Consider the following 25,767-nt stretch of genomic DNA (forward strand, 5'->3'; position numbering starts at 1 on the left):
TCCGGAAAGGGATGGGGTGCGCATGCCGCGCATCTGCTCCTGCCCGCGGCGGCATCGTGGGTGACCGCCCTCGTCCTGCTGGGCCGTCCTGCGGCGACGGGTGCCGTGGTGGCCGGTCTCACGGCCGTGGGTGCCCTGGCCGTGGCCGTTCTGGTCCGGACAGGAAGGACGGCGGGCTGGCGTAACGCGGTGATCGCGGTCCTGGGGTGCACGGCCGCGGTGGCCGGGTCGGTGGCCTTCCGGGTGCACGCGGCCGGTACGGGACCGGTCGCCGAGCTGGCCGGCAGGCACACCTCTGCGGTGGCGGAGGCGGTGGTGACCGACGACCCCCGGGAGGTGGCCCGGCGTGGCGGGCTGTTCCGACGGGAGAGCTTCGTGGTGCCCGCCCGGGTCGAGTCGGTCGGGGCGGGAGCGGACAGGGTGACGCTGCGGGCTCCGGTGCTGCTTTTCGTCTCCGGCGCGGAGTGGCGCTCGCTGCTGCCCAGCCAGCGGGTCGAGGTCAGCGGGCGCTTCGGCCCGGCGGACCCCGGTGAGCTGCTCGCGGCGGTGGTGCTGGTCAGGGGGGCACCGCGAGTCCTGAGCGGGCCCTCCTGGGAGCAACGCGCGGCCGGGGTGCTCAGATCGGGGCTGAGGAAGGCGGCCGAGGTGTTGCCGCCGGCGCAGCGCGGGCTGCTGCCCGGCCTGGTGGTCGGTGACGTGTCCCGGATGGACGACCAGGTCAGAGCCGACTTCAAGGCGGCCGGCCTCAGCCATCTGCTCGCCGTCTCCGGCGCGAACCTCGCCGTCGTGGCCGGTGCGGCGGTCGCGATGGCCAGGATGGCCGGTCTGCCACTCGCAGTGCGGGCGGTGCTGGCGATCTCGGCCATGGTCGCCTTCTCGGTCGTCGCCCGGCCCTCGCCCAGTGTGCTCAGGGCTCTCCTGATGGGCGGGGTCGCCGCCGTGGCACTCGGCACGGGCCGCTCGCGCGACGGTGTCGCGGCCCTGTCGGCGACGGTTCTGGGGCTGATCTTCTTTGTCCCCGACCTCGCCCGCTCCTACGGCTTCGCCCTGTCGGTCTTCGCCACCGCGGGCATTCTGGTCCTCGCACCGCGCTGGCGCGACCGGCTCTCGACCCGGATGCCCCGATGGGCGGCGGAGGCGATCGCCGTGGCCGCCGCGGCCCAGGCCGCCGTCACCCCCGTCCTGGTCCTCATGTCCGGGCAGCTCGCACCGGTGGCGATCCCGGCCAACCTGCTCGCGGGCCCGGCCGTGGCCCCGGCCACTCTGCTCGGCTTCGTGGTGGCGCTGGTCGCCCCCCTGCACATGGGGCTCGCCCAGCTGCTGGTCCGGCCGGCGGGTCTGGCCACCGGATGGATCATCGAGGTGGCCGGGCACACCGCGGGGCTCCCATTGGGCGTGCTCCCGTGGCCGGGCGGTGTCACCGGGCTGCTCCTGCTGGCCGCTGCCGTCCCGCTCGCCGTGCTGGTACTGCGGCACCGGGGGATACGCCTGATCGCCCTGGCGACCGTCGTCGGCCTGGTTCTCGCCGTGACGGTGGCCGCGCCGATCGTGACTCGCTGGCCGCCTCGCGGATGGTTGCTGCTGGCCTGCGATGTTGGTCAGGGGGACGCGTTGCTGGTCGCGGCAGGGCCTGGGCGAGCCGTGGTGGTGGACGCGGGGCCCGATCCCGTCCGGGTGGACCGCTGTCTGCGTGCCATGGGAATCGAGGAGGTGCCGCTGGTCATCCTCACCCATCCGCACCTCGACCATGTGGGAGGGCTCGATGGTGTCTTCCGCGGGCGTGCGGTGGGAGCGGTGCTGGTGACCCCGCGCGGCACCGGAGGCGATGCCGGGGAGCACGAGGGGGCGAGGCTGAGCGAGGATCTCGCCCGCCGCCGGGTGGTCGAGTGGGCGGCGAGTCCGGGGGCGAGCTGGCGGTTCGGGCCCTCCGAGCTGACGGTCATCGGCCCGGTGGCCGAGGCGTCCCTGACCGGCGCGGGGAAGGGGGCGGCCGTCAACAACGCCAGCGTCGTGGTGCATGTTCGCTGGGCCGCGGGGTCGGCTCTGCTCAGCGGCGACATCGAGACCGAGGCTCAGTCGGAGCTGCTCCGCAGGGGCCTGCCGCCCGCCGAGATCCTCAAGGTTCCGCATCACGGATCCAGCAGGTACGACCCGGCCTTCTTCGCCGCCATCGGTGCTCGTACCGCCCTCATCAGCGTGGGGGCGGACAACGAGTACGGCCATCCCGCCCCGTCGACCCTGGCCACGCTGTACCGGCTCGGTGTGCGCGTCCACCGGACGGACCTGTCGGGGGACATCGCCGTGGTGGACAGCGGGGGAGCCCTGTCCGTCATCCCCCGAAGGAGCGCTCCGGCCGTAGGGGCTACGGTACGGGGTCTAGGACGTGACCTTGGCCGGGCGGCGGAACTCGGTGTCCACGTCGGCGGCGTAGACCGACCGGCTGCAGCGCGCGCAGCGGTACATGATCGGGCCCTCGTCGAGGGATGTTCCGCAGCGCGGGCAGGCGTGGCGGCGAATGGTGGAGTTCGTCATGTTTTTCACCTCCTGTGGTGTTCCCAGGGTGTCTCACGGCACCTGCATTCCAATTGCGAACGACTTGCCGATGCCCCTCCCGCCACCGGGACGTGGCATGCTGCTCGGCATGGCGGCAACCGATCCGGCACCCGTGATCCTGATACTCGGCGACGAGGAACTGCTGGCCGACCGCGCGGTGAGCGAGGTGACCTCGGCGGCCAAGGCGGCCGATCCGACCGCCGAGGTGCACGATCTCCCCGGCGCGAAGATGGAGCTCGGGGAGCTCACCCGTCTGACGTCGCCCTCGCTGTTCGGCGACAGGTCCGTGGTGGTCGTCCGCTCGGCCCAGGACCTCGGCAAGGACGTCATCGCCGAAGTCGTCTCCTACGCGGCTCACCCGGCCGAGGAGACCGTGCTGATCCTCGTCCATCCGGGGGGCGTCAAGGGGAAGGCACTGGTCGACGGGGTCAAGAAAGCCGGGGCACAGGTGGTCTCGGTCACCAAGGTGACCAAACCGGCCGAGCGGCTGGCGTTCGTCAAGGCGGAGCTGAAACGGGCCGGGCGCACCATCGGGGCGGACGCCGCCGCCGCGCTCCTCGACGCCGTGGGCAACGACCTGCGCGAGCTCGCCGCCGCCTGCAGCCAGCTCGCCTTCGACACCCCCGGCAAGGCGATCGATGAGGCCGCCGTGGCGCGCTACCACCGGGGCCGGGCCGAGGTCAGTGGGTTCACCGTGGCCGACTCGGCAGTCGAGGGGCGCCTGGGCGACGCCCTGGAGCAACTGCGCTGGGCCCTGGCGACCGGTACGGCACCGGTCCTGCTGGTCAGCGCGCTCGCCGGGGGCCTGCGCTCGCTGGCGAAGGTGGGCGGTGCTCCCCGCAACCTGAGGGGCGGTCAACTCGCCGGCCGGCTCGGCATGCCGCCCTGGAAGATCGAACGGGTCCAGCGGCAGCTGAACGGCTGGGGGCCCGAGGGCCTCGCCCGCGCGATCCAGGCCGTCGCCACCGCCGACGCTCAGGTGAAGGGCGGCGGCGCCGACCCCGCGTACGCGCTGGAGCACATGGTCCAGACCGTGGTCGCCAGCCGCACCGGACGCTAGCCTGCGTTCCGCAGATGACCCCGATCGACCTGGGGTGATCACCCGCTGCACTGGATCAGGTATGGCTGCTGATCCGCAATGATTGCGACGTTCCTCATCGGAAGCACAGATCCACGCTGACCAGGAGAACCGGGAAGGCCGCCCCGGAGGCCTCACGCGTTCGCGATCTCCGTTGAGGAACGCAGCAGCCGGGCAGGGGCACGGGGCCCGCAGAGGCACGCCGCCGGCGAGGCGTCACGAGGTCACCAGGGGCGAGAAACTCGGTGCGCCGAGCCGTCACGGGCGGATGAAACGCAAGAACGCCGCACCCCGTGAGGGGGCGGCGTCCGCGAAACCTGAAACTACTTGGCGGCCGTCGACAGGGCGGCGGCGCGCTGGGCGATCGCCGACTTGCGGTTGGCGGCCTGGTTCTTGTGGATGACGCCCTTGCTGGCAGCCTTGTCCAGCTGGCGGGCGGCGGCGCGCTGGAGCACAGCGGCCTGCTCGACGTCACCCTGGTCGGCGGCCTCGCGGAACTTGCGGATGGCCGTCTTCAGGGAAGACTTGACAGCCTTGTTGCGCAGCCGGGCCTTCTCGTTCTGCCGGTTGCGCTTGATCTGGGACTTGATGTTCGCCACGAAGAAGCCTCGGTGAATGTCGTTGGATGGGGCGCGCGGGCAGAGAGGGCGCGCCACACGCAGTTGACTAGGCTACCAACTGCCGAGGTCGTCGCTCAAATCGACAGGCCGGGCAGAGGGATGCCTGATCAGTCTAGCGTGTGATTTTGATCGCTCGGACCGTGATCCTCACGGCTTGAACCAGAACCTGTCGTACTCGGCCCAGTCCTCCTTGGTGGCGGCGAAGTCGACGTAGATCGCCAGCCCGAACCGCTCACGGGGCCTGCCGTACGAGGTCAGCGCCAGCCGGGCGCCCCTGGCCGCCTTCTCGACGCTCTCGGCCTCGTCGGCCCAGGAGACGTCGTGGTCGTGATAGGCCGGGGCGCCGATCAGCACCGTCTTCTCCTCGGGGACGAGCTCCAGCGCCAGCGTGCTCTGCCGCACGACGTAGCCGCCGTAGACCGAGGGGAAGGGGAGATACGAGTCGTAGGTCATGATCGCTACCTGGTCGGTAAGGTTCGCCACCTGGCGGAAGTAGTCGGGCGACCAGTACTTGTCGTGGCCGAGGACGGCGCGTACGGCCGGGCGGGTGAGCGGGAACGGCTCGATCTGCGGGGTCGCGGTGGAGAGCAGACCGTCGCCCACGATCGCGCGGGTCCGGGTCAGCAGGTCGAGGAACTCGGTGTCGCCGTCGCCGATCGGCTCGAAGTTGTAGTGCACGCCGTCGAAGCCGAGTGCCATGATCGCGCGCGCGCCGTCCAGCACACGCTGCCTGGAGGCCGCGTCGTCGAGGTCCAGGGTGCCGTCGACCTTCTGGCCGAGCCAGGCTGAGATCCTGACCTTCGGCAACTCCTCGCGCCACCATTTCAGAAGGTCGACGGCCCTGGGATATCTCTCGATGGGCAACGTCCCGTCGCGGTCGAACGGTCCCGAGTGGAGATAGACGTCCTTGATACCGGTCTTGCGGAGCCTGGCGGCGAGCGTCCGCACGTCGTCGTGGGTCTTCCTGCCGTCGACCCATGCGTGGCCGAGCCACAGGGCGTCGTGGCCGGTCGTCTTCGCCCACGGGGCGGGTGTCCCGGTAAACTGCAGGGTGAGGGTGGCCACGGCCAACCCTGGAAGCGCAAGGAGCAGGGCCGCCACCACAGCGAGAAAACGCAGGCCGAGCCGTGCTCTGGTCCGGGCAATCACCCGGACATGTCACCATGGAAGGCGGCTGGCATGCCAGCCGTATGATCGTCATCAATCTGTTGAAACGGACCCCGGTGCGCATTCAGCCTGGCCAGACCGACCCCGCGGTGCTTCGCAACTTCTGCATCATCGCGCATATCGACCATGGCAAGTCGACGCTAGCCGACCGCATGCTGCAGATCACCGGAGTGGTCGACGACCGTTCCATGCGCGCTCAGTATCTCGATCGGATGGACATCGAGCGTGAGCGCGGCATCACGATCAAGTCGCAGGCGGTCAGGCTGCCGTGGCAGGTCGGCGAGACCGACTACGTCCTCAACATGATCGACACTCCCGGGCACGTCGACTTCACCTATGAGGTCTCCCGGTCGCTCCAGGCGTGTGAGGGCGCGATCCTGCTGGTCGACGCCGCGCAGGGGATCGAGGCGCAGACCCTGGCCAACCTCTACCTGGCGATGAACAACGACATGACGATCATCCCGGTGCTCAACAAGATCGACCTGCCCGCCGCCCAGCCGGAGAAGTACGCCGCGGAGATCGCCCACCTCATCGGCTGCGACCCGGAGGACGTGCTGAGGGTCTCCGGCAAGACCGGTGTGGGCGTTCGCGAGCTCCTGGACCACGTGGTCGAGAACATCCCGGCCCCGGTCGGCGACGCCGACGCGCCCGCCCGCGCGCTGATCTTCGACTCGGTCTACGACACCTACCGAGGCGTGATCACGTACGTCCGGGTCATGGACGGGCACCTGGGCAAGCGTGAGCGCATCCTGATGATGTCCACCGGCGCGGCCCACGAGACGCTGGAGATCGGCGTCATCTCGCCCGAACCGAAGATCGCGGACCAGGGGCTGGGCGTCGGTGAGGTGGGCTACCTGATCACCGGTGTGAAGGACGTCCGCCAGTCGCGGGTCGGTGACACGGTGACCTCCGTGTCGAGGCCGGCCGCCGAGGCGCTCAGCGGATACCAGCACCCCAAGCCCATGGTCTTCTCGGGTCTGTACCCCATCGACGGTGACGACTACCCCGAGCTCCGCGAGGCGCTGGACAAGCTCCAGCTCAACGACGCGGCCCTGGTCTACGAGCCGGAGACCTCCGCCGCCCTGGGCTTCGGCTTCCGCTGCGGCTTCCTCGGCCTGCTCCACATGGAGATCGTCCGCGAGCGGCTGGAGCGCGAGTTCAACCTCTCGCTCATCTCCACCGCACCCAACGTGGTCTATCAAGTGATCATGGAGGACGGTAAGGAGGTCGTCGTCACCAACCCCTCGGAGTTCCCCACCGGCAAGGTGGACAAGGTCTTCGAGCCGATGGTGAAGTCGACGGTGCTCGTCCCATCGGAGTTCATCGGCGCCATCATGGAGCTCTGCCAGAACCGCCGGGGCAACCTGCAGGGCATGGACTACCTGTCCGAGGACCGCGTCGAGATCCGCTACACGATGCCGCTCGGCGAGATCATCTTCGACTTCTTCGACCAGCTCAAGTCCCGTACGCGTGGCTACGCCTCGCTGGACTACGAGCCCTCGGGCGAGCAGGAGTCGGACCTGGTCAAGGTCGACATCCTGCTCCAGGGCGAGGCCGTGGACGCCTTCAGCGCCATCGTTCACCGGGAGAAGTCCTACGCCTACGGCGTCGAGATGGCCAAGAAACTGCGCGAGCTCATCCCCAGGCAGCAGTTCGAGGTGCCGATCCAGGCGGCCATCGGCGCCAGGGTCATCGCCCGTGAGAACATCCGTGCCATCCGCAAGGACGTCCTCGCCAAGTGCTACGGCGGCGACATCTCCCGCAAGCGCAAGCTGCTGGAGAAGCAGAAGGAGGGCAAGAAGCGGATGAAGATGGTCGGCCGCGTCGAGGTGCCCCAGGAGGCGTTCGTCGCCGCGCTGTCCACCGAGTCCTCCGTGGACAAGTCAAAGAAGTAAAGGACACCGGGGGCTCGGCCAGGCGTGGAACCGGGCATGGAGAAGCGGTGGATATCGGTTCGCCTTCCGATCGAGGGCTCCGGTACCGTCCGGTCATGCACATCGTCTCGGTGAACGTGGGTCGCGCGGTCGATGCGGAGTGGGCCGGTCGTCTCAAGCGCACCGCGATAGACAAGACCTCCGTGGGCGGCCGGGTCGGGGTCTCGGAGAGCGGTCTGGCCCAGGACGAGAGGGCCGACCTGGAGCACCACGGCTCTTCCGATCAGGCGCTCTACGCCTACGCGCGGGAGGACTACGACTGGTGGCAGGCCGAGCTGGGCCGGGAGCTGCGCGACGGCATGTTCGGGGAGAACCTCACGACAGCGGGGCTCGACGTCAACGGGGCCAAGATCGGGGAGCGCTGGCGGATGGGCACGGTTCTGGCCGAGGTGACCGGCCCGAGGGTGCCGTGCTCGGTGTTCCGCGGCTGGATCGGGGAGCGGGGCTGGCTCAAGAGCTTCACCCGGGCCGGGCGGGTCGGCGCCTACCTGCGGGTGGTCGAGCCGGGCGAGCTGGGCCGGGGCGACGCCGTCGAGATCGTCTCGTGCCCCGAGGGCAGCGTCACGGTCACCGAGTCCTTCCGCGCCTACCACGGTGACAGGGACCTGCTGCGCCGCCTGCTCGCCCACCCGGGCCACCCGGAGAAGTGGGACAGGGTCGCCGAGCGGGTGCTGGGCCGCGAGCGCGGTTAGGCGTCCGGGGACGAAGGTGCGGGCGGGGCCGCAGGTGACCCAGACTCTGCGGCCCCGCCCGGTATGAGAGGGTCGCTCAGCGCAGGACTCTGTAGAGCGCCGAGGTGAGCGACGCCGAGGTGTCGTCCTGGTCGATGGACCACATCATCGAGCCGCCGAGGCCCTTCAGGCGGATGTAGGCCGCCTTCTGGGCCAGCGAGGCCGGGTCGTCGTAGGACCAGAACTCGTTGCCGTCGTAGAGCCACACGGTTCCGGTCAGCAGGTCGCGGTAGCGCTTGCCCGGCTTGTTCACCAGGATCTTGTAGTCCTCGGCCCCGGCGGCGAAGACGCCCGGCGCGGGACCGGTGGCGGTGCCGTACAGGCCGTTCCTGCCGCCGGTGACGCCGGTCCAGCCCTGACCGTACGCGGGCACGCCCACCACGATCTTCTTGGCCGGGGCGCCGCGGTTCAGGTAGTCGCGGACCGTCTGGTCCACGCTGTACTTCACCGGGTTGGGGTCGCGCCGGTCGGTGAACAGGTTGCCGTTGTGGCCGGTGACGTTCTCCCACGAGCCGTGCAGGTCATAGCCCTGGACCGTGGCGAAGGTGAGCTGCTTGAAGACGTCGCGGACCTCGAAGCCCGCGTCGATCTTCGCGGCGGCGGCGGGCAGGAAGGCGGTCAGTTCGGCGCGCCGGTCGAACTCGTTCATCTGGCGGCGCAGTTCGGTGACGAACAGGGTGAAGTTCCGCTTGTCCTCGGGGCGGATGATGTTGCCCTCGTTGCCGGAGGAGCCCGGCCACTCCCAGTCGAGGTCGATGCCGTCGAACACGCCCGCTCCGGTACCGGGGGCGGTGCCGGGCAGGTTGCCCCTGAGCCACAGATCGATGCAGGAGGAGGCCAGCCTGGCGCGTCCGGAGGGGGTCAGCACCGCGTCGGAGAAGTACTTCGAGCCGGTCCAGCCGCCGAGGGAGATCATCGTCTTGAGGCCGGGGTGCTTGGCCTTGAGCTTCTTCAGCTGGTTCAGGTTGCCGTTCAGCGCCTGGCCCTCGGCGTCGCCGACGCCGTCCACGCTCTGCTCGGCGGCCACCGGGCGTTGCCAGTCGGCCCACGGGTCGGCGGAGTAGCAGTCGCCCTCGGCGTTGACGAAGCCGAAGGCGTAGTTGATGTGAGTCAGCTTGGCGGCGGCGCCGCTGCTCTCCATGTCCTTGACGTGGTAGTCGCGGCCGTAGACGCCCCACTGGATGAAGTAGGCGACCCGCTTGAAGCGGTCACCGTTTCCTGAGGGGGTCTGGGCCTGGGCCGGGGCCGGTAAGGCCACCGCCGCGAGACCGGCGGCGAGGGCTGCCGCGATCATGTTCCGGAGGAGTCTCTGCACGGGCTTCTCCACTGCTCGGAATAGTAACTTATAGGAAACTTTCCTTTAAGTTTTCCCGGATCGTAGACCTGTGCGATCCGGCCGTCAACGGCCCGCGGTGGTTTGACCGGTGAACGGCCGGCGGCGGGCGTTCCACAGCCGGGGCGACGTCCCGGGCATCGCGTGGGGAGCGGCAGACTTGGGGCGTGCCATCCACACTTCCCGACGGGGATCCCGTACCCGCCTCGGGCGAACTCCCCGAGAGCGCGCTCGCCGGACTCGGCGAGCGGCCCTTCGGTTTCTACGTCCACGTGCCCTTCTGCGTGACCCGGTGCGGTTACTGCGATTTCAACACCTACACGGCCTCGGAACTCGGTCCCGGCGCCGCGCAGCGGGACTACGCGGACACCGCCGTCGACGAGGTGCGGCGGGCGCGGGCCAACCTCGGCGCCGCGCGCCTCCCGGTCGAGACCGTGTTCTTCGGCGGGGGCACCCCGACCCTGCTCCCGGCCGGAGACCTGGTACGGATCCTGGGGGCGATCGAGGAGGAGTTCGGGCTCGCTCCCGGCGCCGAGGTGACCACCGAGGCCAACCCAGAGTCGGTGGACCCCGCCTACCTGGCGGAGCTTCGCGAGGGTGGGTTCAACCGGATGAGCTTCGGGATGCAGAGTGCCCGTGAGCACGTGCTCGCGGTGCTGGACCGTCGCCACACCCCCGGCCGCCCGGCGCGGGCCGTACGGGAGGCGAGGCAGGCGGGGTTCGAGCACGTCAACCTTGACCTGATCTACAGCACGCCGGGGGAGAGCGACGACGACTGGCGTGCTTCGCTGGCCGCGGCGATCGAGGCGGGACCCGACCATGTCTCCGCGTACTCGCTGATCGTCGAGGACGGGACGAGGCTGGCCGCCAGGATCAGGCGGGGCGAGCTCCCGATGCCCGACGACGACGTGGCCGCCGACCGTTACCTGATCGCCGACGCCATGCTGGCCGAGGCGGGGTTCGAATGGTACGAGGTGTCCAACTGGGCGACCTCCGAGGCCGGGCGATGCCGGCACAACCTGCTCTACTGGACCGGCGGAGACTGGTGGGGCGTCGGTCCGGGGGCGCACAGCCACGTCGGCGGCACCCGCTGGTGGAACGTCAAGCACCCCGCCGCCTACGCCCGGCGACTGGCCGCGGGCACCTCGCCCGCCCAGGCGCGAGAGGTGCTGGGGCCCGGGGACAGGGCGGTGGAGCGGTTGATGCTGGAGTTGCGGCTCGTTCAGGGTTTCCCGCTCGGGGAGCTCGACCGCCCCCGGGTGGTCGCCCGCGCGCTGGCCGACGGCCTGCTGGAGACGGAGCCGTTCAAGGCGGGCCGGGCGGTGCTCACCCTGCGCGGCCGCCTGCTGGCCGACGCCCTAGTCCGCGACCTCACCTGAGTTCCGGCCCCGGTCAGCTGACGAAGCGGATGCTCATCGGATAGCGGTGGTTCTCCCCCCGGTTGGCCGCCACCGCGGCGATGACCATCATGATGATCGACCCGATCCAGACGAGGAACATCAGCACGAAGCCGATGAGCACGAACACCAGGATCATGCAGACGAAATAGGCGATCATCACCGTGAGCTGGAAGTTGAGGGCCTCGGCGGCCTGGTCCCGCACGTAGGGTGACTCGTCCTTCTTGGCGAGGTAGAGCACCAGCGGGCCGACGAAGCTGGTCAGCAGGCCCAGCAGGTGGGCGAGCATCGCCATGGTGGTGTCGTCACTGCCGGGCCGCGGGCCGTAGGTCCCCGGCGGCGCCTGGTAGCCGTAACCCACCGGCCGGCCGTACCCGCCGTACTGGGCGTATCCATCCTGGTAGCCGTAACCGCTCGGGTCGTACGGGGGGGAGGGGTAGCCCTGGCCCGGTTGCCCGTAGCCCTGGCCCGGCGGCGGGGCGCTCTGGCCGGGCATGGTGTGTCCGGGCGCCGTGTATCCGGGCGCCGTGTGGCCCGGCGTCGTGTGGCCCGGCGTCGTGTGTCCGGGCGGGGGATCGCCGATGCGCCGCTCCGTCCGGTCCTCGCCCGGTGCATCCCCAAGGTTCTCGCTCATGGCCCCTCCTGATGGGTTGACGGCCTAGCCATCCTCGCCGGGAACCGTGACGAAGTCGATCAGCTCTTCGACCGGACCGAGCAGCTCGGGCTCCAGATCGGCATATGTCGTAACCGATCCGAGGATGCGGCGCCACGCGTCGCCGGGTTCCGTCTTCCAGCCCAGCGCGGCGATGACGCCCTCCTTCCAGGGCACGCCGCGCGGCACCGACGGCCAGGAGGAGATCTTGAGCGTGTGCGGCTTGACCGCCTGCCAGACGTCCACGAACGGGTGCCCGACGATCAGCACGTGTGGGGAGGAGATCCGCGCGGCGATCCGGCTCTCCTTGGAACCGGGGACCAGGTGATCGACGAGCACACCCAGGCGGCGGCCAGGGCCCGGGCGGAACTCCCCGACGATGGCGGGCAGGTGATCGACCCCCTCCAGATACTCCACGACCACACCCTCGACCCTCAGGTCGTGGCCCCAGACCTTCTCCACGAGCGCGGCGTCGTGCACGCCCTCCACGTATATCCGGCTCTCCCTGGCCACCTGGGCCCGCAGGCCCTCCACCGCGATGGAGCCCGACGCGCTCCGCCTGGGACCACGTGGCGCGGCGGCCGGGCGCACGAGCGTCACCGCCTTGCCCTCCAGGAGGAACGCGGCAGGCTCCAGTGGGAAGACCCGCCGGCGGCCGAAGCGGTCCTCCAGGGTGACGGCCTCCTTGTCGCAGGCCACCACGGCACCGCAGAAGCCGCCGTCGGCGTCCTCGACGACCAGATCGAGTTCGGCGGGAACCTGGGGAATCCCCCCTCTGCGGGGGCGCCGCCAGTCTCCTGCCAGAACGTCACGCTCGTACATCACCGACCGCCCACCGTCTCTCGCAAGGGATCACGTGGGACGCTAGCAAACGCCAGGGTCACCTGCCGTAGGGTCCCGGCGCTCCCCACTGCCCCGCCGACGCGGCGGCCCTGCGCTTGCGGACGTTGCCCCGCTTCACCAATACGACGATCGTCACGATGATGGCCAGCAGGATCCCGATGCCGGGCACCGCGAACAGGGCGATCACCCCGCCGACCAGTGATCCGGCGGAGAGTTCCCGGCCCACGCCGAACGTGGTGCCCTCCACGGGGTCGGCGGTACAGGTGACCTGGTAGTCGCCTGCCTGCTCCACGCCGATCTGCAGGCCCATCTCCCAGACGACGCCGTCGGAGCCCGCCACGGTCTGCTGGACGAGCGGCTTCTGCAGGCTGGGCGTGCCGGTGCCGCCGGTCAGCGTGCACTCGAAATTGGTGGGTCCACTGGTGGAGACATAGATGGCGGGTTTGTCGGCCGGGTCGAGCGTGACCGTCGTGTTTTCGCCGGGGGCGAACGTCTTCGTCGGTGCCGCGCTGGTGACCGCGCCCAGCACGCCACCGGCGAAGCCGCCGATGCCGACGATGATGCTGACCAGGGCGAGCAGCCATACCCCGACGATCCATCCGATACCGGGCTTGATCTTCCCTGTGGGGGGCGGGCTCTGCGGGGCGCCGTAGCCGGGAGGTGCGTAACCGTAGGAGGGGTCGTTCTGGTGGGGCTGCTGGCCATACGGCTGCTGGGGGGAGCCGTAACCGGGGCTGCGGGAGGCGTCGCCCGGAAAAGAACCAAAATCGTTGGACATGTACGAATTGTGACGGGAGCCGGTTGAAGCGCGATAGCAGTTGACTTGCCAATGGCTTGGCGTCATCATCCGCACCTCTTGCTTATCGCGCCTTCCGCACAGGGGCCGTACACTTGGCACTCGGGAACACAGAGTGCCAGACCTCGTGTTTCCCATTTGAACGCAGGCAGGGAGGTGACCACGTTGGTCGACGACCGGAAGCTCGCCGTGCTTCGCGCCATCGTCGAGGACTACGTGTCCACCAATGAGCCGGTGGGTTCCAAGGCTCTCGCGGATCGGCACGGTCTGGGGGTGTCCCCGGCGACGATCCGTAACGACATGGCGGTGCTGGAGGAGCAGGGCTACATCGCCCAGCCCCACACCAGCGCCGGCCGGGTGCCCACGGACAAGGGCTATCGGCTCTTCGTTGACCGGCTCTCGCAGGTGAAACCCCTGTCGAGCGCGGAACGCAAGGCCATCGAGAGCTTTCTCGCGGGTGCGGTGGACATCGACGACGTCGTCATGCGGACGGTGCGGCTGCTTGCCCAGCTCACCCGGCAGGTCGCCGTGGTGCAGTATCCGACGCTGACCAACTCGACGGTCCGGCACGTCGAGCTGGTGCCGCTGAGCGAGCGCCGGCTGATGTTCGTGCTCATCACCAACACCGGCCGGGTGGAGCAGCGCGTGATCGAGCTGCCCGACGTCGTGGACGAGCAGCGGGTGGCCCATCTGCGAGCGATGCTCAACACCTCCCTCGACGGGTGCGGGCTCACCGGCGTCCCGGACAAGGTCGCCGACCTGCCGGAGCGGTTGCCCGCCGAGGACCGGCCGCTCGCGGCCACGATCCTGTCTGTGCTGCTGGAGTCCCTGGTGGACAGGCACGATGAAAAGATTGTTTTTGCCGGGGCCGCCAACCTCGCGGGAGCCGACTTCACGGTCGGGCTCCGCGATGTGCTGGAGGCGCTGGAAGAGCAGGTCGTGCTCATGCGACTGCTCGGTGAGACCTCCGACCTGTCGGCGCTGACTGTGCGGATCGGCTCGGAGAACCCCTACACCGGACTCCAGGGCACGTCGATCGTCGCCGCCGGATACGGTTCCGGGGACAAGCAACTGGCCCGGCTAGGTGTGCTGGGCCCAACGCGGATGGACTATCCGGTCACGATGGGCGCGGTGCGCGCGGTGGCACGCTACGTCAGCCAGATCCTGGCTGCATCATAAGAGGTCAACGAAAAGTGGCTAAGAGCGACTACTACGGCACCCTCGGGGTGCGCCGTGACGCCAGTGCGGAAGAGATCAAGAAGGCGTACCGACGTCTGGCGCGCGAACTGCATCCTGACGTCAACCCCGACCCCGAGACTCAGGAGCGCTTCAAGGAGATCACACAGGCCTACGAGGTCCTGTCCGACTCCAGCAAGCGGCAGATGTACGACATGGGGGCCGACCCGTTCGCCTCGGGCGGTGCGGGGGCCGGGGGCTTCGGTGCCGGTTTCCCGTTCAGCGACATCATGGACGCCTTCTTCGGCGCGGCCGGTGGCGGCGGCGGTCGCGGCCCCCGCTCGCGTGCCCGTCGCGGACGCAACGCCACCATCCGGGTCGAGCTCGACCTGCGCGAGTCGGGCTTCGGCACGACCCGCGAGCTGGTCGTCGACACCGCGGTGGTCTGCGAGGTCTGCACGGGTTCGGGCGCCGCCGCAGGCACCCACCCCGACACCTGTGACATGTGTCACGGCCGGGGCGAGGTCTCCCAGGTCACCCGCTCCTTCCTCGGCCAGGTCATGACCTCACGGCCCTGTCCCCAGTGCGGCGGCTTCGGGTCGATCATCCGCAACCCCTGCCAGGAGTGCTCCGGCGACGGCCGGGTCCGTACCCGGCGGACCATCAAGGTCCGCATCCCGGCCGGGGTGGAGGACGGCACCCACATCCAGCTCGCCGGAGAGGGCGAGATCGGCCCAGGCGGCGGCCCGCCCGGCGACCTGTTCCTGGAGATCGTCGAGCGTCCCCACGAGATCTTCGAGCGACGCGGCGACGACCTGCACTGCACGGTGCAGATCCCGATGACCGCGGCCGCGCTCGGCACCATCCTGACCATGGAGACGCTCGACGGAGCCGAGGAGCTGGACATCCGTCCCGGTACGCAGTCGGGGCAGACGATCCCGCTCTACGGCCGCGGTGTGCAGCGCCTGAACGAGACCGGCCGTGGCGATCTGCTGATCCACGTGAACGTGGAGACCCCCGCCCGTCTCGATACGGCACAGGAGGAGCTGCTGAGGGAGCTCGCCAAGCTTCGCGGCGAGGAGCGTCCGCCCGGCAAGTTCGCCCCCGGGCAGCAGAGTTTCTTCTCCCGGCTGCGGGACGCCTTCAATGGCCGCTGACCCGGACCGCCCCCGCTCACGTCGCGGCGGCAAGGTCCGTTCCGGGGCGTGCCGCCCCGACGGCTCATGACCGTTCCGGTCTTCCTGGCCGAACCCGCCGACCTGGCCAGGCCGGAGTTCGTCTTCGGCGGCCCCGAAGGGCGCCACGCGGCGGCCGTACGGCGGCTGCGGGCCGGGGAGCGGCTTGACCTGACGGATGGGGCGGGCTCCGTCGCCGAGTGCGTGGTGATCGAGGCGGGCAGGGATTCGCTCCGGGTCCAGGTACTGCGCCGTCACGAGGTGCCCGTGCCGTCCCCGCGTCTGGTCGTGGTCCAGGGGCTGCCCAAGGGCGACCGGGGCGAGCTGGCCGTGGAGATGATGACCGAGGCGGGGGTGGACGTGATCGTCCCCTGGGCCGCGGCCAGGTGTGTCACCCAGTGGAAGGGCGAGCGCGCGGCCAAGGCGCTGGCCCGCTGGCGCTCCACGGCGCGTGAGGCGGGCAAGCAGTCACGTCGCTTCCGCCTGCCCGAGGTGACCGAACTCGCGTCCACCGCCGGGGTCGCCGCCCTGCTGTCGGCGGCGGCGCTCGGCGTCGTGCTGCACGAGGAGGCCGCCTCCCCGCTGTCCGGCCTGCCGCTCCCCGCGGGCGGCGACATCGTCGTGGTGGTCGGCCCGGAGGGCGGGGTGTCGCAGGAGGAGATCACCGTCTTCCGCGAGGCCAAGGCGGTGCCGGCGCTGCTCGGGCCGACGGTGCTGCGTACCTCGACGGCCGGGGTCGTCGCGGCGGCGGTGCTCCAGACACGCAGCGGCCGCTGGTGATCCCCGGCCGGCGGTCCTGAGCCCTGCGCCCGGTGCCTTCCGCGTCGGGCGCCGTGGCACGCCGCGGCGCCCTCCTCCGCTCCGGGAGAGGCCGTCTGACCGATCCTCGGCACGCCGGGATCCGCCGGACAGGGCCTAGCTGCTGACCGGGGTCGGCGCGGGGATGCTCGCCTCCGTCGGCATCGGGGGTGACGCGTCATCGGACGGCCCGCACTCATCGGCCGAGCACGGGCTCTCCGAGGGAGCCGGCGGTCTCGTCTTCGTCGGCGTGGGGGTCGCCTCGGCCTCCTCGCACTGCTTGGAGATCCCGCTGGGGTCGACCGGCGGTTCGTCGAGGGAGGTGGTGGGGCAGGTGGGCGTCGGCGTCGGCCTGGGAGTCGGCGGTGCCGGGGTCGCCCTGGAGGTCGGCCTCGTGCTGGGCGTCGTGCTCCTGGACGGCGTGGGCGTCGGCGGGAGAGTGCCGTTGCCCGCCCCCGACTTGCCGACGGCGGGGAGCTGGGCGGGGCCGGACGACGGCTGGGACGGAGCCGGGGGCCTTGAGGTGGCTGATCCGTCCGGCGGGGGAGTGGACTCGGTGAAGTTGACCGTGCCGGTGCTCACCTGGGGGATCACCTGTTCGCGGAACTGGGGAACCACCATGACGATGGTCGCCGCGACGAGGAGCGCACCGGCGACGGAGGCTCCGGTCCGCCACCACGTCAGCCAGCGGAGCCCACGTCGCTCGATACGGGCGCGAATTATCTCCAGCCCGTCAGGGGAGGGAACGACCGAGTTCGCCTCCGCGCTGAGCGCACGGCGGAGCAGCTCGCCGTACTCATCCGGGGAGTCGGTCATGACAGTTGCTCCAGTGAGGTTCGTAGGGCGGCCATGCCGCGAGCGGTGTGGCTCTTGACCGCGCCTTTGCTGATGCCCATCGCGTGGGCGATCTGCGCCTCGGACAGGTCTCCGTAGTAGCGCAGGACCAGGGCCTCCCGCTGGCGCGTGGGCAGCCCGCGGAGCGCCTCGATGACGGCGGAGCGCTCGAACTCGCCGATCGCCCCGTTCTCGGCGCTCGGCGCGTCGGGCATGCCCTTGGGCGCGTACTTCTCGACGACCGCCCGGTGCCGAAGCACCGAACGTGATCGGTTCACGACCGACTGTCGCAGGTAGGCCAGTGCCTTGTCGGTGTCGCGCAGGCGACGCCAGGCGCCATGGATGGCGACGAACGCGTCCTGCACGACCTCCTCCGCGGTCGCCATGTCACGAACGAGCAGTACGGCGAGACGGACAAGAGACCGATAGTGCGCGCTGTAGAGCGCGGTAACGGCCATGTCGGCATCCCACCCGACGGGCGCCGCCCCGAGCGATCTGTCTGCCACGAGGGTCTCGGTGGTCACATCAGTGGGACGCTCGGCCTTCCCAGAGGGTTTACGCTCTTCCGGTTCATTAAGGGGCATGACCCAGTCGTGTCCTCGCCAGGCGGCCATATGGTGCTGTGCGCAAAGGCTGTCTTGGTTGAAGTTTTGCACAACCACCATATCCGGGCGGATCTTTGTTTGCTGGCGGGAACCATCACCGATTCACAACGTCCTCGGCGGTAAGGTGCCTGCATGGTGAGCGAAGCCGACTGCCTGTTCTGCAAGATCGTGGCCGGGGAGATCCCCGCGGAGATCGTCTATGAGACCGATCGCACGCTGGCCTTCCGCGACGTCAACCCCCAGGCGCCGACCCATGTGCTGGTGGTCCCCAGGGAGCATCATCGGGACGCCGCGGCGCTGGCGGCCGCCGACCAGGGGCTGGCCGACGACGTGCTCAAGACCGCGCACGCGGTCGCCAGTCAGGAGGGAGTCGCGGAATCGGGCTACCGGCTGGTGTTCAACACCGGACCCGAGGCCGGTCAGACCGTCTTCCACGTGCACGGACACGTGATCGGGGGGCGGGGTCTGAAGTGGCCGCCCGGCTGAAAACCGGCAAGCGCGATCCTGGCGATCACGGATACGATGGCGTTGAAGTTCCACGCCTATATCTGGAGGCGAACAGGCCGTAGGGCCAGCTCATGTCCGAGACACACGATTCCAGCAGAACGTCGCCGAGATCCAGGGGTTCCAGCCGGACTCAGGCAAAGGTGGTGATTCCGGACGATCAGTCGATGGTCAGCCTGCTGGGCTCGCGCGATGAGCTGTTGCGCGTCATCGAGGGCGCCTTTCGCGCCGACATCCACGTCCGGGGCAACGAGATCACCGTCACCGGCAGCCCGGAGGAGAGCAGCACCGTGGTGCGGCTCTTCGAGGAGATGTCCGAACTCGTCCGCGGAGGCGCGCAGCTCACGGTCGACGAGGTCGAGCGCAGCATCGCCATGTTGCGGATGACCTCCGACCGTCCCGCCGAGGTGCTCTCGCTGGACATCATCTCCTCGCGGGGCCGGACCATCCGCCCGAAGACCGTGAACCAGAAGCGGTACGTCGACGCGATCGACAAGTTCACCGTCGTCTTCGGCATCGGCCCGGCCGGTACGGGCAAGACCTACCTCGCGATGGCGAAGGCCGTGAAGGCCCTCCAGGAGAAGAAGGTCAACCGGATCATCCTCACTCGCCCCGCGGTCGAGGCGGGCGAGCGGCTGGGCTTCCTGCCGGGAACGCTCTACGAGAAGATCGACCCCTACCTGCGCCCGCTCTACGACGCGCTGCACGACATGCTCGATCCCGAGTCGATCCCCCGGCTGATGGCCGCGGGCACGATCGAGGTGGCCCCCCTCGCCTACATGCGGGGCCGCACGCTCAACGACGCCTACATCATCCTGGACGAGGCGCAGAACACCTCGCCAGAGCAGATGAAGATGTTCCTGACGCGGCTGGGGTTCAACTCGAAGATCGTCGTCACCGGGGACGTCACCCAGGTCGACCTGCCGAACGGCACACAGAGCGGTCTGCGGGTCGTCCAGGACATCCTCGAAGGCATCTCTGACATCCATTTCAGCCGTCTGACCAGCGACGACGTGGTTCGCCACAAGCTGGTGGGCGACATCGTGGACGCGTACGGGCGCTATGACGAGACGCAGCGCCAACGCGCGCCGCAGCAGATCAAGGGCGTGGTCAAGCAGCGTCCTCGGGAGAGGACATGAGCGCGGAACGATTCCGGGGCGGGTCGCGCGGCACGTGGGAAGCAGGGGGGGACCTGTGAGCGTCGAGGTCAACAACGAGTCCGGTGTCGAGATCGACGAGGGGCTCATCGTCTCACTGGCCGGGCATGTGCTGGAGCGGATGGGCATCAACCCGCTAGCCGAGCTGTCGATCCTGGTCGTCGACGAAGAGACCATGTCGGTTCTGCACGAACGGTGGATGGGGGAGCCGGGCCCCACGGACGTGCTCGCCTTCCCGATGGACGAGCTGCGACCGGGACCGGGCACGGGGGCGCGGCAGGAGGGTGACTCGCCCACCGATCCGGCGCTCCTCGGTGACGTGGTGCTCTGCCCGCAGGTGGCCGCCAAGCAGGGGGCCGAGGCCGGGCACGGTACCGAGGCCGAGCTGGAGCTGCTGTGCACGCACGGCATCCTCCACCTGCTCGGCTACGACCACGCCGAGCCCGAGGAGCACAAGGAGATGTTCGGCCTTCAGGGCGAGCTTCTGGAGTCGTGGCAGGAGGTGCGCCCCCAGCGGTGAACCTCGCCAACGGGTGGTTGTTCTCCGCCGTCGTCCTCGTCGTGGTCGGCGGGTTGATCGCCAGCGCGGAGACGGCTCTGACTCGCATCTCAAGGGTTCGCGCGGAGGAGTTCGTCCGTGACGGCCGCCGGGGCGCGGTGCGTCTGCAGGCCATCGTCGCCGACCCGCCGCGCTACCTGAACCTCCTGCTCCTGCTCCGGCTGAGCTGCGAGCTGGTCGCCACGGTGATCGGCACGCTGCTCTTCATCGACTGGCTCGGGGACCAGGGCTGGGCCTACGCCTCGGCGGCGGCGGTCATGATCGTCATCAGCTACGTGATCGTCGGGGTCTCCCCGCGCACGCTGGGCCGCCAGCACGCCGAGCCTATCGCGCTCGCCAGCGCCCCCGTGGTGTACGGCCTGACCCGGATCTTCGGCCCCCTGCCCAAGCTGCTCATCCTGCTCGGCAACGCGGTGACGCCGGGCAAGGGCTTTCGCGAGGGCCCCTTCACCTCCGAGGCGGAGCTGCGGGACCTGGTCGATCTGGCCGAGGAGCGCAGGGTCATCGAGCCAGACGAGCGGGAGATGATCCATTCGGTCTTCGAGCTCGGCGACACCCTGGTCCGCGAGGTCATGGTGCCCCGCACCGACATGGTGTTCATCGAGCGCGGCAAGACGCTGAGCCAGGCCATGTCCCTCGCGCTGCGCAGCGGTTTCTCCCGGATTCCCGTGGTCGGTGAGAACGAGGACGACGTCATCGGCATCGCCTACCTCAAGGACATCGCACGCCGGGTGCAGGACACCGGTGACGACGGGCGCGCCGAGCCGGTGGAGTCCATCATGCGCCCGGCCACCTACGTGCCGGAGAGCAAGCCGATCGACCAGCTGCTGCGCGAGATGCAGGCCCGCCAGATCCACCAGGCCATCGTCATCGACGAGTACGGTGGTACGGCCGGTCTGGTCACCATCGAGGACATCCTGGAGGAGATCGTCGGTGAGATCACCGACGAGTACGACCAGGAGGTCCCCAGGGTGGAGCCGCTTGAGGGCGGCGCGGTGCGGGTGACCGCCAGGCTCCCGGTGGACGATCTGGAAGACCTGTTCGGCATCGAACTGGACGTCGACGACGTCGAGACCGTCGGAGGGCTGCTGGCCCACGCGCTGGGCCGGGTGCCGATCGCCGGTTCCCAGGCGGTGGTGGAGGGTCTCAGCCTCACGGCAGAGAGCCTCGCCGGGCGTCGCAACCGGATCGGCACGGTCCTCGTCACCAGGATCGCCCCCGCGGAGCCCGACTCGGTCTCGGCCTCCCCCGACCAGTGACGGGCCGGGGTGGTGGATTCGCCCCAAGTCGTCCGCAAGTGCTCTGCAAGCGGCACGAGTGATGCTTCTCTCACGGCACCTGGTCGCGCGGGAGTCGGTGGGAGATCCACGCGTCCGGAGGGGTTCGTGGCGCGCGGATCGGCCCATGGGGGAAGAGTTCACGTAGGGCTTCGTGGCTGTCCTGCGTCACTCGCTTAGGGGTGTTCTCGACCGTGAAATACGGTTGAGGGCACCCTTAGGCGTTTCTTAATGATTGCCGCTTTTGTCGACGGGGAAGAAAGCGAGTCGGCGAGGACGAGACGCCTCGCACATGACATTGGGGGGATGGTCATGACGCGGGGGATGAATATTGTCGCTTTTGTAGTGTTATGTGGATTTATCGTGGGCGGGGCGGCCGGATGCGCCGGCGGAGCGGGGGCCGGCGACGCGATGGACGGTGCCGCGGAGCTGAACCGGCTGCGGGGAGTGCTCGACGAGGCGCGAGCGCTGCCCAGCGGGTTCTCGGCCCGTCCGCGTGACGGCTGGCGTGCTCCGTTCCAGCCGGTGAACGAGGACTGCCGGCTCGTTCTCGACACCGCGGGAGGCAGGCCGCCGCAGCGGGCACTGGGGGCGCGGGCGGCCGTGACCTACCAGGGGGACGGGGTCGGGGAGCTGGCCGGGTTCGGTCTGGCCTCCTACCGCGGTGACGACGCCGAGCTTCACTTCAACGAGCTCACGGAGGCGCTGAGCGGCTGTCCGGTCGCACGCGCCCAAGTGGCGGGCCGCGGCACCGCTCTTCGGGTCTCCCCCCTGAACCTGGCAGGGGTCGGTGACGAGGTGCAGGCCAGGCGGCTGAACGGCAGGCTGAACGGATATCCGTACGAGATGCACCTGGTGTTCGCTCTCAGCGGCCACACCCTGATCTCGCTGGTGCACGCCGGTGTCAGGGACGTCGACGCCGAGCGCACCCGGGAGCTCGCCCGCCTGCTGGTCGACGAGGTCGCCGCCTGAGCGAGGCGGCAGCCGTGTCGTTTGGTGCCGGGACCGCACCCGTGTCGTCCTTGGCGCCGGAAGCTGAATACCCTTGTGCTGTGAGTGACGCGACCCTCGACCCCGAGGACAAGAAGATCATCGTGCTGGCCCGTTCCGCCCGTGCACGCAACGGAGCCGCCGAGGGCGCGGCGGTACGGGACGAGACAGGCCGGACCTACTCGGCGACCAATGTGGCGCTGCCGTCGCTGACCCTGTCGGCGATCCAGGTCGCCGTGGCGATGGCGGTGTCCGGCGGAGCGGAGTCGCTGGAGGCGGCCGTGCTGGTCACCGCGGGTGAGGGACCCTCCGACGAGGACACGCGGGCGGTCCGCGACCTGGGTGCCGAGACCCTGCTCGTGGCCGGTCCTGATGGGACACCGCGTCAGAGCTGAGTCCGGCATCGGCGACAATGGTTGACGTGAGTTCCTCAGCTGCTGATTTCCATGCCGGTTTCGCCTGCTTCGTCGGTCGGCCCAACGTCGGCAAGTCCACGCTGATGAACGCGTTGGTCGGCACGAAGGTGGCGATCACCTCCTCCAAGCCCCAGACGACCCGCCGGGCCATCCGCGGCATCGTGCACCGTCCCGACTCCCAGCTCGTCATCGTCGACACGCCGGGCCTGCACCGGCCCCGCACGCTTCTGGGTGAGCGGCTGGACAGCCTGGTGCTCTCCACCCTCACCGAGGTCGACGTGATCGGCTTCTGCGTGCCCGCCAACGAGCCCATCGGCAAGGGCGACCGGTTCATCGCCGAGAAGCTCGCAGGCGTCAAGAAGACCCCGGTGGTCGCCGTGGTGACCAAGTGCGATCTGGCGACCCGCGAGCAGATCGCCGCGCAGCTGCTCGCGGTCTCCCAGCTCGCCGAGTTCGGCGACATCGTGCCGGTCTCCGCGCAGTCGGGTGAGCAGCTCGACGTGCTGGCCGACGTGCTGGTCCAGCGCCTGCCCCAGAGCCCGCCGCTGTACGAGGGAGGACAGCTCACCGACGAGCCCGAGCAGGTGCTGGTCGGCGAGCTGATCCGGGAGGCGGCCCTGGAGGGGGTGCGCGACGAGTTGCCGCACTCGATCGCGGTGGTCGTCGACGAGATGCTTCCCAGAGACGGGCGTGACGACCTCCTCGACATCTACGCTCACATGTTCGTCGAGCGTCCGTCCCAGAAGGCCATCGTGATCGGGCACAAGGGCTCCCGGCTGAAGGATGTCGGCAGCCGCGCCCGCCTGCAGATCGAGGCACTCCTCGGCACCCGCGTCTATCTCGATCTGCGCATCAGCGTCGCCAAGGACTGGCAACGCGACCCCAAGCAGCTCCGCCGCCTGGGTTTCTACGACTGACGGCTCCCGGCGCGACGGAGCGAGCCGCGGCTGCGGGCCCGGCTCCCGGGGACCGTGGCGGGGCCCTCAGCGGCGGTCGGTGATGGCCTGCTCTCCGTGCCCGAGCCGTCGCCGCAGCTCGACCGCGTCCCGGCCGAGCGCGGAGACCAGGGTGGCCGGTCCGGCCAGGGGCAGGGCGGCCCAGCCCTGGCCGACCACCGTCTCCGGTGCCCGGCCGGTGATCAAGATGCTGCCCACGCAGCGGGCGTCGCCGTAGACGGCGGGACTGCCGTCGATCTCCGGGTCGCCCACCACGAACTCCTGCCGGAGCAGCGGGACCCCTCCGAGAATGGCGTCGAAGCGTGAGTGGCAGCGTCCGGGGCGCTCGCTGTACCGGCCGAAGACGATCTCCTCGCGCCAGAGCACCCGCGCGTCCTCGGCCAGGTCGAGCCGGACGACCATGCGGTGCAGGCAGCCCGCCGCGAGCACCGTCGGTTCCGGCGCGAACCTGAGCGAGGCGCCCGCGCCGACCCGGGCCGTGATCGTCATCAGTGACTCGGCCCCCGCGGGGCCGGGCAGCACCAGAGTGCTCGCGACCGACCGCACCTCCAGTTCGGTTCCCGGTGCCACCTCGATGTCGAGGGCCAGATCGTCACCGCCCAGCGGACCTGCCGCGGTGGACACCAGGTGCACCCGGCCGGGCGCGGTCGCCCGCAGCGTGAGAGGTGGGCCGGAACGCATCGTGGCGAGGACGGTCCGGCCGGCCGCGTCCCGCCGGGTGGCGATCGCCGCCCGCGCCCTCATCGCCCGCCGTCCTGCCTGCTCCGGCCGTGGTACGGACTCCGCCGGCGCCGGAGCGGGCAGGACGGGTGCGGGGACCGGGTTGGTGAGGGGCATGGGTCAGGCGTGGGAGTGCTCGTGGGCCCAGGACTCGACGAGGCCGGTGACCCATTCGGAGACCGCGTACGCTCGTGGATCCTCCCTGATCGAGGTGAAAAGCACGGGTTTGCCATCCCGTACGGCTGCCGCGTCGTGTGACATGACCGTGAGGTCCGCGCCGACCATCGGGGCCAGATCGGTCTTGTTGATCACGAGCAGGTCGGCCGTCGTCACGCCGGGGCCGCCCTTGCGCGGGACCTTGTCGCCGCCGGACACGTCCAGCACGAAGATCTGCCGATCGGCCAGGCCCCTGCTGAAGGTGGCGGTGAGGTTGTCCCCGCCGCTCTCCACGATCACCAGGTCGAGCGGGCCGAACCGCTCCTCCAGGGTCTCCACCGCGTCGAGGTTGGCTGCGATGTCGTCCCGGATGGCGGTGTGCGGGCAGCACCCGGTCTGCACGGCGACGATCCGCTCCGGGTCGAGCACGCCCGCCCTGCGCAGGAAGTCGGCGTCCTCGGTGGTGTAGATGTCGTTGGTGACCACGCCCAGGTGCATGAACGGGCCGAGCGTCCGGCACAGCGCCGCGGTCAGCGCGGTCTTGCCGCTGCCGACAGGGCCTCCGATGCCCAGGCGTAACGCCCGGCCGTGCGGGTCGGCCGCGGGGTGGTGGTCGTCGTGGTTGGCGCCCATATGGGTCACCGTCCTTCCAGATGGTGGTCAGGACACGAAAAGCCGTAGATCCGCGCGAATGTGGTGTTCGGCGAGCAGGTCGAGCGCGGGAGAGGCATGCGCGGGCAGCGCCTCCCAGCCGGTGGGGACGGTGGCCGCGACCCTTTCCAAGGCCGGGGCGAGATCGGCGAGCAGTCGGTGGACGGCGACGGGGTCGAGGCCGAGCAGCCGTACCGCCGCCGTGGCGGGGCCGGTGACGGAGGTGTAGGCCGCCGCGAGGGCGGCCTCGGCGGGGGAGCATCCCGCCACGGCCGCCACCGCGCCGAGCGCGAGGGGGTGGTGGGCGCCCTGGGGCAGGGCCCCGGCCAGCGTGTCGAGCACCGGGGAGGGCCAGATCCTCCGCGAGGTCCGCAGCAGCAGCCTGCCCTGGGTGCGGCTCGCCGCCCGCTGGGCGGGCGAGGAGATCCTGGCGTCTGCCTCCGCGTCCAGCCGCGTCCACTCCGGGCGGCCGGTCGCCGCGGGGGGAGACGCGCCGAGACCGCAGGCCGCGGCGGCGAGGGCGGCCGTCACCAGGCCCGCGGTGGCCAGCCGGCCCCGCAGGAAGGCGGCGAGGCCGGCGAGGTCGTGGATCGCGCCGATCCTGGCCGCCTCCTCGGCGCCACCGGAGTGACCGTGCCCCCCGGCGGGCAGCCGGGAATCGGCCAGCAGCAGCAGCGCTGCGTTCATCG

25 protein-coding genes and 1 pseudogene are annotated in these 25,767 nt (G+C 70.0%); 15 read left to right on the plus strand and 11 right to left on the minus strand.

The features are described from left to right. Positions 1 to 705: 705 nt before the first annotated feature. Together ACQP0P_RS13265 and holA are read left to right on the plus strand one after the other, a co-directional pair. Positions 706 to 2,082, plus strand: a pseudogene (locus ACQP0P_RS13265) (ComEC/Rec2 family competence protein); the annotation flags it as partial. 547 nt (positions 2,083 to 2,629) lie between these two features. Continuing rightward, entirely contained in the window at positions 2,630 to 3,613 is a 984-nt protein-coding gene (holA, locus tag ACQP0P_RS13270) for a DNA polymerase III subunit delta (protein WP_433375570.1), read from the plus strand. 341 nt (positions 3,614 to 3,954) lie between these two features. Here holA and rpsT read toward each other — a convergent pair whose 3' ends face one another. Further along, on the minus strand, positions 3,955 to 4,230 hold the full coding sequence (gene rpsT / locus ACQP0P_RS13275; RefSeq protein WP_364210917.1) for a 30S ribosomal protein S20: 276 nt from the start codon (positions 4,228 to 4,230) through the stop codon (positions 3,955 to 3,957). A gap of 168 nt (positions 4,231 to 4,398) precedes the next feature. After that, entirely contained in the window at positions 4,399 to 5,400 is a 1,002-nt protein-coding gene (locus ACQP0P_RS13280) for a hypothetical protein (RefSeq protein WP_433375573.1), read from the minus strand. A gap of 41 nt (positions 5,401 to 5,441) precedes the next feature. Here ACQP0P_RS13280 and lepA point away from each other — a divergent pair, with 41 nt between their 5' ends. Together lepA and ACQP0P_RS13290 are read left to right on the plus strand one after the other, a co-directional pair. After that, positions 5,442 to 7,313 carry a translation elongation factor 4 gene (lepA, locus tag ACQP0P_RS13285; protein WP_433375576.1) on the plus strand — a complete coding sequence of 624 codons (1,872 nt, stop codon included), beginning with the start codon at positions 5,442 to 5,444 and terminating at the stop codon, positions 7,311 to 7,313. A gap of 95 nt (positions 7,314 to 7,408) precedes the next feature. Further along, entirely contained in the window at positions 7,409 to 8,044 is a 636-nt protein-coding gene (locus tag ACQP0P_RS13290; RefSeq protein ID WP_433375579.1) for an MOSC domain-containing protein, read from the plus strand. 76 nt (positions 8,045 to 8,120) lie between these two features. On the opposite strand, the gene ACQP0P_RS13295 is transcribed toward ACQP0P_RS13290, so the two are convergent. Beyond that, complete coding sequence (locus ACQP0P_RS13295) at positions 8,121 to 9,398, minus strand: glycoside hydrolase family 18 protein (RefSeq protein ID WP_433375582.1); 1,278 nt, start codon at positions 9,396 to 9,398, stop codon at positions 8,121 to 8,123. A gap of 185 nt (positions 9,399 to 9,583) precedes the next feature. Between ACQP0P_RS13295 and hemW the strand changes: the two genes are divergently transcribed. Then, on the plus strand, positions 9,584 to 10,795 hold the full coding sequence (hemW, locus tag ACQP0P_RS13300; RefSeq protein WP_433375585.1) for a radical SAM family heme chaperone HemW: 1,212 nt from the start codon (positions 9,584 to 9,586) through the stop codon (positions 10,793 to 10,795). Between the two features lie 13 nt (positions 10,796 to 10,808). Here hemW and ACQP0P_RS13305 read toward each other — a convergent pair whose 3' ends face one another. Genes ACQP0P_RS13305 through ACQP0P_RS13315 form a run of 3 tightly spaced genes read right to left on the minus strand, consistent with a single transcriptional unit; the run spans position 10,809 to position 13,086 of the window. After that, complete coding sequence (locus ACQP0P_RS13305) at positions 10,809 to 11,447, minus strand: DUF4870 domain-containing protein (RefSeq protein ID WP_433375588.1); 639 nt, start codon at positions 11,445 to 11,447, stop codon at positions 10,809 to 10,811. Between the two features lie 24 nt (positions 11,448 to 11,471). Then, positions 11,472 to 12,287 carry a DUF3097 domain-containing protein gene (locus ACQP0P_RS13310; protein WP_433381849.1) on the minus strand — a complete coding sequence of 272 codons (816 nt, stop codon included), beginning with the start codon at positions 12,285 to 12,287 and terminating at the stop codon, positions 11,472 to 11,474. A gap of 58 nt (positions 12,288 to 12,345) precedes the next feature. Next, the gene (locus tag ACQP0P_RS13315; protein WP_433375591.1) at positions 12,346 to 13,086 is read right to left on the minus strand and encodes a hypothetical protein; all 741 of its coding nucleotides are present in this window, start codon (positions 13,084 to 13,086) and stop codon (positions 12,346 to 12,348) included. 183 nt (positions 13,087 to 13,269) lie between these two features. Between ACQP0P_RS13315 and hrcA the strand changes: the two genes are divergently transcribed. The 3 genes from hrcA (at position 13,270) to ACQP0P_RS13330 (ending at position 16,235) form a co-directional block, all read left to right on the plus strand. After that, entirely contained in the window at positions 13,270 to 14,283 is a 1,014-nt protein-coding gene (hrcA, locus tag ACQP0P_RS13320) for a heat-inducible transcriptional repressor HrcA (RefSeq protein WP_433381852.1), read from the plus strand. Positions 14,284 to 14,297: 14 nt separating this feature from the next. Continuing rightward, positions 14,298 to 15,437: a molecular chaperone DnaJ gene (dnaJ, locus tag ACQP0P_RS13325; RefSeq protein ID WP_433375593.1), complete on the plus strand. Its 1,140-nt coding sequence runs from the start codon at positions 14,298 to 14,300 to the stop codon at positions 15,435 to 15,437. A 66-nt stretch (positions 15,438 to 15,503) separates the two neighbouring features. Then, the gene (locus ACQP0P_RS13330; RefSeq protein ID WP_433375596.1) at positions 15,504 to 16,235 is read left to right on the plus strand and encodes a 16S rRNA (uracil(1498)-N(3))-methyltransferase; all 732 of its coding nucleotides are present in this window, start codon (positions 15,504 to 15,506) and stop codon (positions 16,233 to 16,235) included. 135 nt (positions 16,236 to 16,370) lie between these two features. On the opposite strand, the gene ACQP0P_RS13335 is transcribed toward ACQP0P_RS13330, so the two are convergent. Then, positions 16,371 to 17,069 carry a hypothetical protein gene (locus tag ACQP0P_RS13335; protein ID WP_433375599.1) on the minus strand — a complete coding sequence of 233 codons (699 nt, stop codon included), beginning with the start codon at positions 17,067 to 17,069 and terminating at the stop codon, positions 16,371 to 16,373. Beyond that, a complete protein-coding gene (locus ACQP0P_RS13340) occupies positions 17,066 to 17,545 on the minus strand; it encodes a SigE family RNA polymerase sigma factor (protein WP_089209491.1) in 480 nt (159 codons plus the stop codon). Before ACQP0P_RS13340 ends, ACQP0P_RS13335 begins: the two co-directional genes overlap by 4 nt. 282 nt (positions 17,546 to 17,827) lie before the next feature. Here ACQP0P_RS13340 and ACQP0P_RS13345 point away from each other — a divergent pair, with 282 nt between their 5' ends. The 7 genes from ACQP0P_RS13345 to era all read left to right on the plus strand — a co-directional run bounded on the left by ACQP0P_RS13345 (position 17,828) and on the right by era (position 23,512). Beyond that, positions 17,828 to 18,178 carry a histidine triad nucleotide-binding protein gene (locus ACQP0P_RS13345; protein WP_030903982.1) on the plus strand — a complete coding sequence of 117 codons (351 nt, stop codon included), beginning with the start codon at positions 17,828 to 17,830 and terminating at the stop codon, positions 18,176 to 18,178. 92 nt (positions 18,179 to 18,270) lie between these two features. Beyond that, positions 18,271 to 19,335, plus strand: coding sequence for a PhoH family protein (locus ACQP0P_RS13350; RefSeq protein ID WP_433375602.1), 1,065 nt, complete (start codon positions 18,271 to 18,273; stop codon positions 19,333 to 19,335). A gap of 55 nt (positions 19,336 to 19,390) precedes the next feature. Next, a complete protein-coding gene (gene ybeY, locus ACQP0P_RS13355) occupies positions 19,391 to 19,873 on the plus strand; it encodes an rRNA maturation RNase YbeY (RefSeq protein ID WP_433375604.1) in 483 nt (160 codons plus the stop codon). Beyond that, on the plus strand, positions 19,870 to 21,171 hold the full coding sequence (locus ACQP0P_RS13360) for a hemolysin family protein (RefSeq protein ID WP_433375607.1): 1,302 nt from the start codon (positions 19,870 to 19,872) through the stop codon (positions 21,169 to 21,171). The genes ybeY and ACQP0P_RS13360 overlap by 4 nt, the downstream gene beginning before the upstream one ends. Positions 21,172 to 21,552: 381 nt before the next feature. Beyond that, on the plus strand, positions 21,553 to 22,161 hold the full coding sequence (locus tag ACQP0P_RS13365; RefSeq protein ID WP_433375610.1) for a hypothetical protein: 609 nt from the start codon (positions 21,553 to 21,555) through the stop codon (positions 22,159 to 22,161). An 80-nt stretch (positions 22,162 to 22,241) separates the two neighbouring features. Next, positions 22,242 to 22,574 (plus strand): cytidine deaminase, encoded by a 333-nt coding sequence (locus ACQP0P_RS13370; protein ID WP_433375612.1) that lies wholly within the window; start codon positions 22,242 to 22,244, stop codon positions 22,572 to 22,574. 17 nt (positions 22,575 to 22,591) lie between these two features. Further along, entirely contained in the window at positions 22,592 to 23,512 is a 921-nt protein-coding gene (gene era, locus ACQP0P_RS13375; RefSeq protein WP_433375614.1) for a GTPase Era, read from the plus strand. 66 nt (positions 23,513 to 23,578) lie between these two features. Here era and ACQP0P_RS13380 read toward each other — a convergent pair whose 3' ends face one another. From ACQP0P_RS13380 to ACQP0P_RS13390, 3 genes are read right to left on the minus strand one after another with little or no spacing between them, the layout of a single operon-like run. Continuing rightward, complete coding sequence (locus ACQP0P_RS13380; protein WP_433375617.1) at positions 23,579 to 24,388, minus strand: urease accessory protein UreD; 810 nt, start codon at positions 24,386 to 24,388, stop codon at positions 23,579 to 23,581. Between the two features lie 3 nt (positions 24,389 to 24,391). Beyond that, a complete protein-coding gene (gene ureG / locus ACQP0P_RS13385; RefSeq protein WP_433375619.1) occupies positions 24,392 to 25,060 on the minus strand; it encodes an urease accessory protein UreG in 669 nt (222 codons plus the stop codon). Between the two features lie 27 nt (positions 25,061 to 25,087). Beyond that, positions 25,088 to 25,765, minus strand: a complete 678-nt coding sequence (locus tag ACQP0P_RS13390) for an urease accessory protein UreF (RefSeq protein ID WP_433375622.1) — start codon at positions 25,763 to 25,765, stop codon at positions 25,088 to 25,090. Positions 25,766 to 25,767 lie beyond the last annotated feature (2 nt).

Origin of the sequence: Streptosporangium sp. CA-115845, assembly GCF_050943795.1 — a bacterium.
Taxonomy (GTDB): Bacteria; Actinomycetota; Actinomycetes; order Streptosporangiales; family Streptosporangiaceae; genus Streptosporangium.

Excerpts from the sequence above, each read along its gene's own strand:
- holA (WP_433375570.1), top strand. The coding sequence starts at position 2,630 with ATGCTGCTCGGCATGGCGGCAACCGATCCGGCACCCGTGATCCTGATA.
- lepA (WP_433375576.1), top strand. The coding sequence starts at position 5,442 with ATGATCGTCATCAATCTGTTGAAACGGACCCCGGTGCGCATTCAGCCT.
- ACQP0P_RS13290 (WP_433375579.1), top strand. The coding sequence starts at position 7,409 with ATGCACATCGTCTCGGTGAACGTGGGTCGCGCGGTCGATGCGGAGTGG.
- ACQP0P_RS13305 (WP_433375588.1), bottom strand. The coding sequence starts at position 11,447 with ATGAGCGAGAACCTTGGGGATGCACCGGGCGAGGACCGGACGGAGCGG.
- ACQP0P_RS13310 (WP_433381849.1), bottom strand. The coding sequence starts at position 12,287 with ATGTACGAGCGTGACGTTCTGGCAGGAGACTGGCGGCGCCCCCGCAGA.
- ACQP0P_RS13315 (WP_433375591.1), bottom strand. The coding sequence starts at position 13,086 with ATGTCCAACGATTTTGGTTCTTTTCCGGGCGACGCCTCCCGCAGCCCC.
- ACQP0P_RS13330 (WP_433375596.1), top strand. The coding sequence starts at position 15,504 with ATGACCGTTCCGGTCTTCCTGGCCGAACCCGCCGACCTGGCCAGGCCG.
- ACQP0P_RS13335 (WP_433375599.1), bottom strand. The coding sequence starts at position 17,069 with ATGACCGACTCCCCGGATGAGTACGGCGAGCTGCTCCGCCGTGCGCTC.
- ACQP0P_RS13340 (WP_089209491.1), bottom strand. The coding sequence starts at position 17,545 with ATGGCCGTTACCGCGCTCTACAGCGCGCACTATCGGTCTCTTGTCCGT.
- ACQP0P_RS13350 (WP_433375602.1), top strand. The coding sequence starts at position 18,271 with ATGTCCGAGACACACGATTCCAGCAGAACGTCGCCGAGATCCAGGGGT.
- era (WP_433375614.1), top strand. The coding sequence starts at position 22,592 with ATGGTTGACGTGAGTTCCTCAGCTGCTGATTTCCATGCCGGTTTCGCC.
- ACQP0P_RS13380 (WP_433375617.1), bottom strand. The coding sequence starts at position 24,388 with ATGCCCCTCACCAACCCGGTCCCCGCACCCGTCCTGCCCGCTCCGGCG.
- ureG (WP_433375619.1), bottom strand. The coding sequence starts at position 25,060 with ATGGGCGCCAACCACGACGACCACCACCCCGCGGCCGACCCGCACGGC.
- ACQP0P_RS13390 (WP_433375622.1), bottom strand. The coding sequence starts at position 25,765 with ATGAACGCAGCGCTGCTGCTGCTGGCCGATTCCCGGCTGCCCGCCGGG.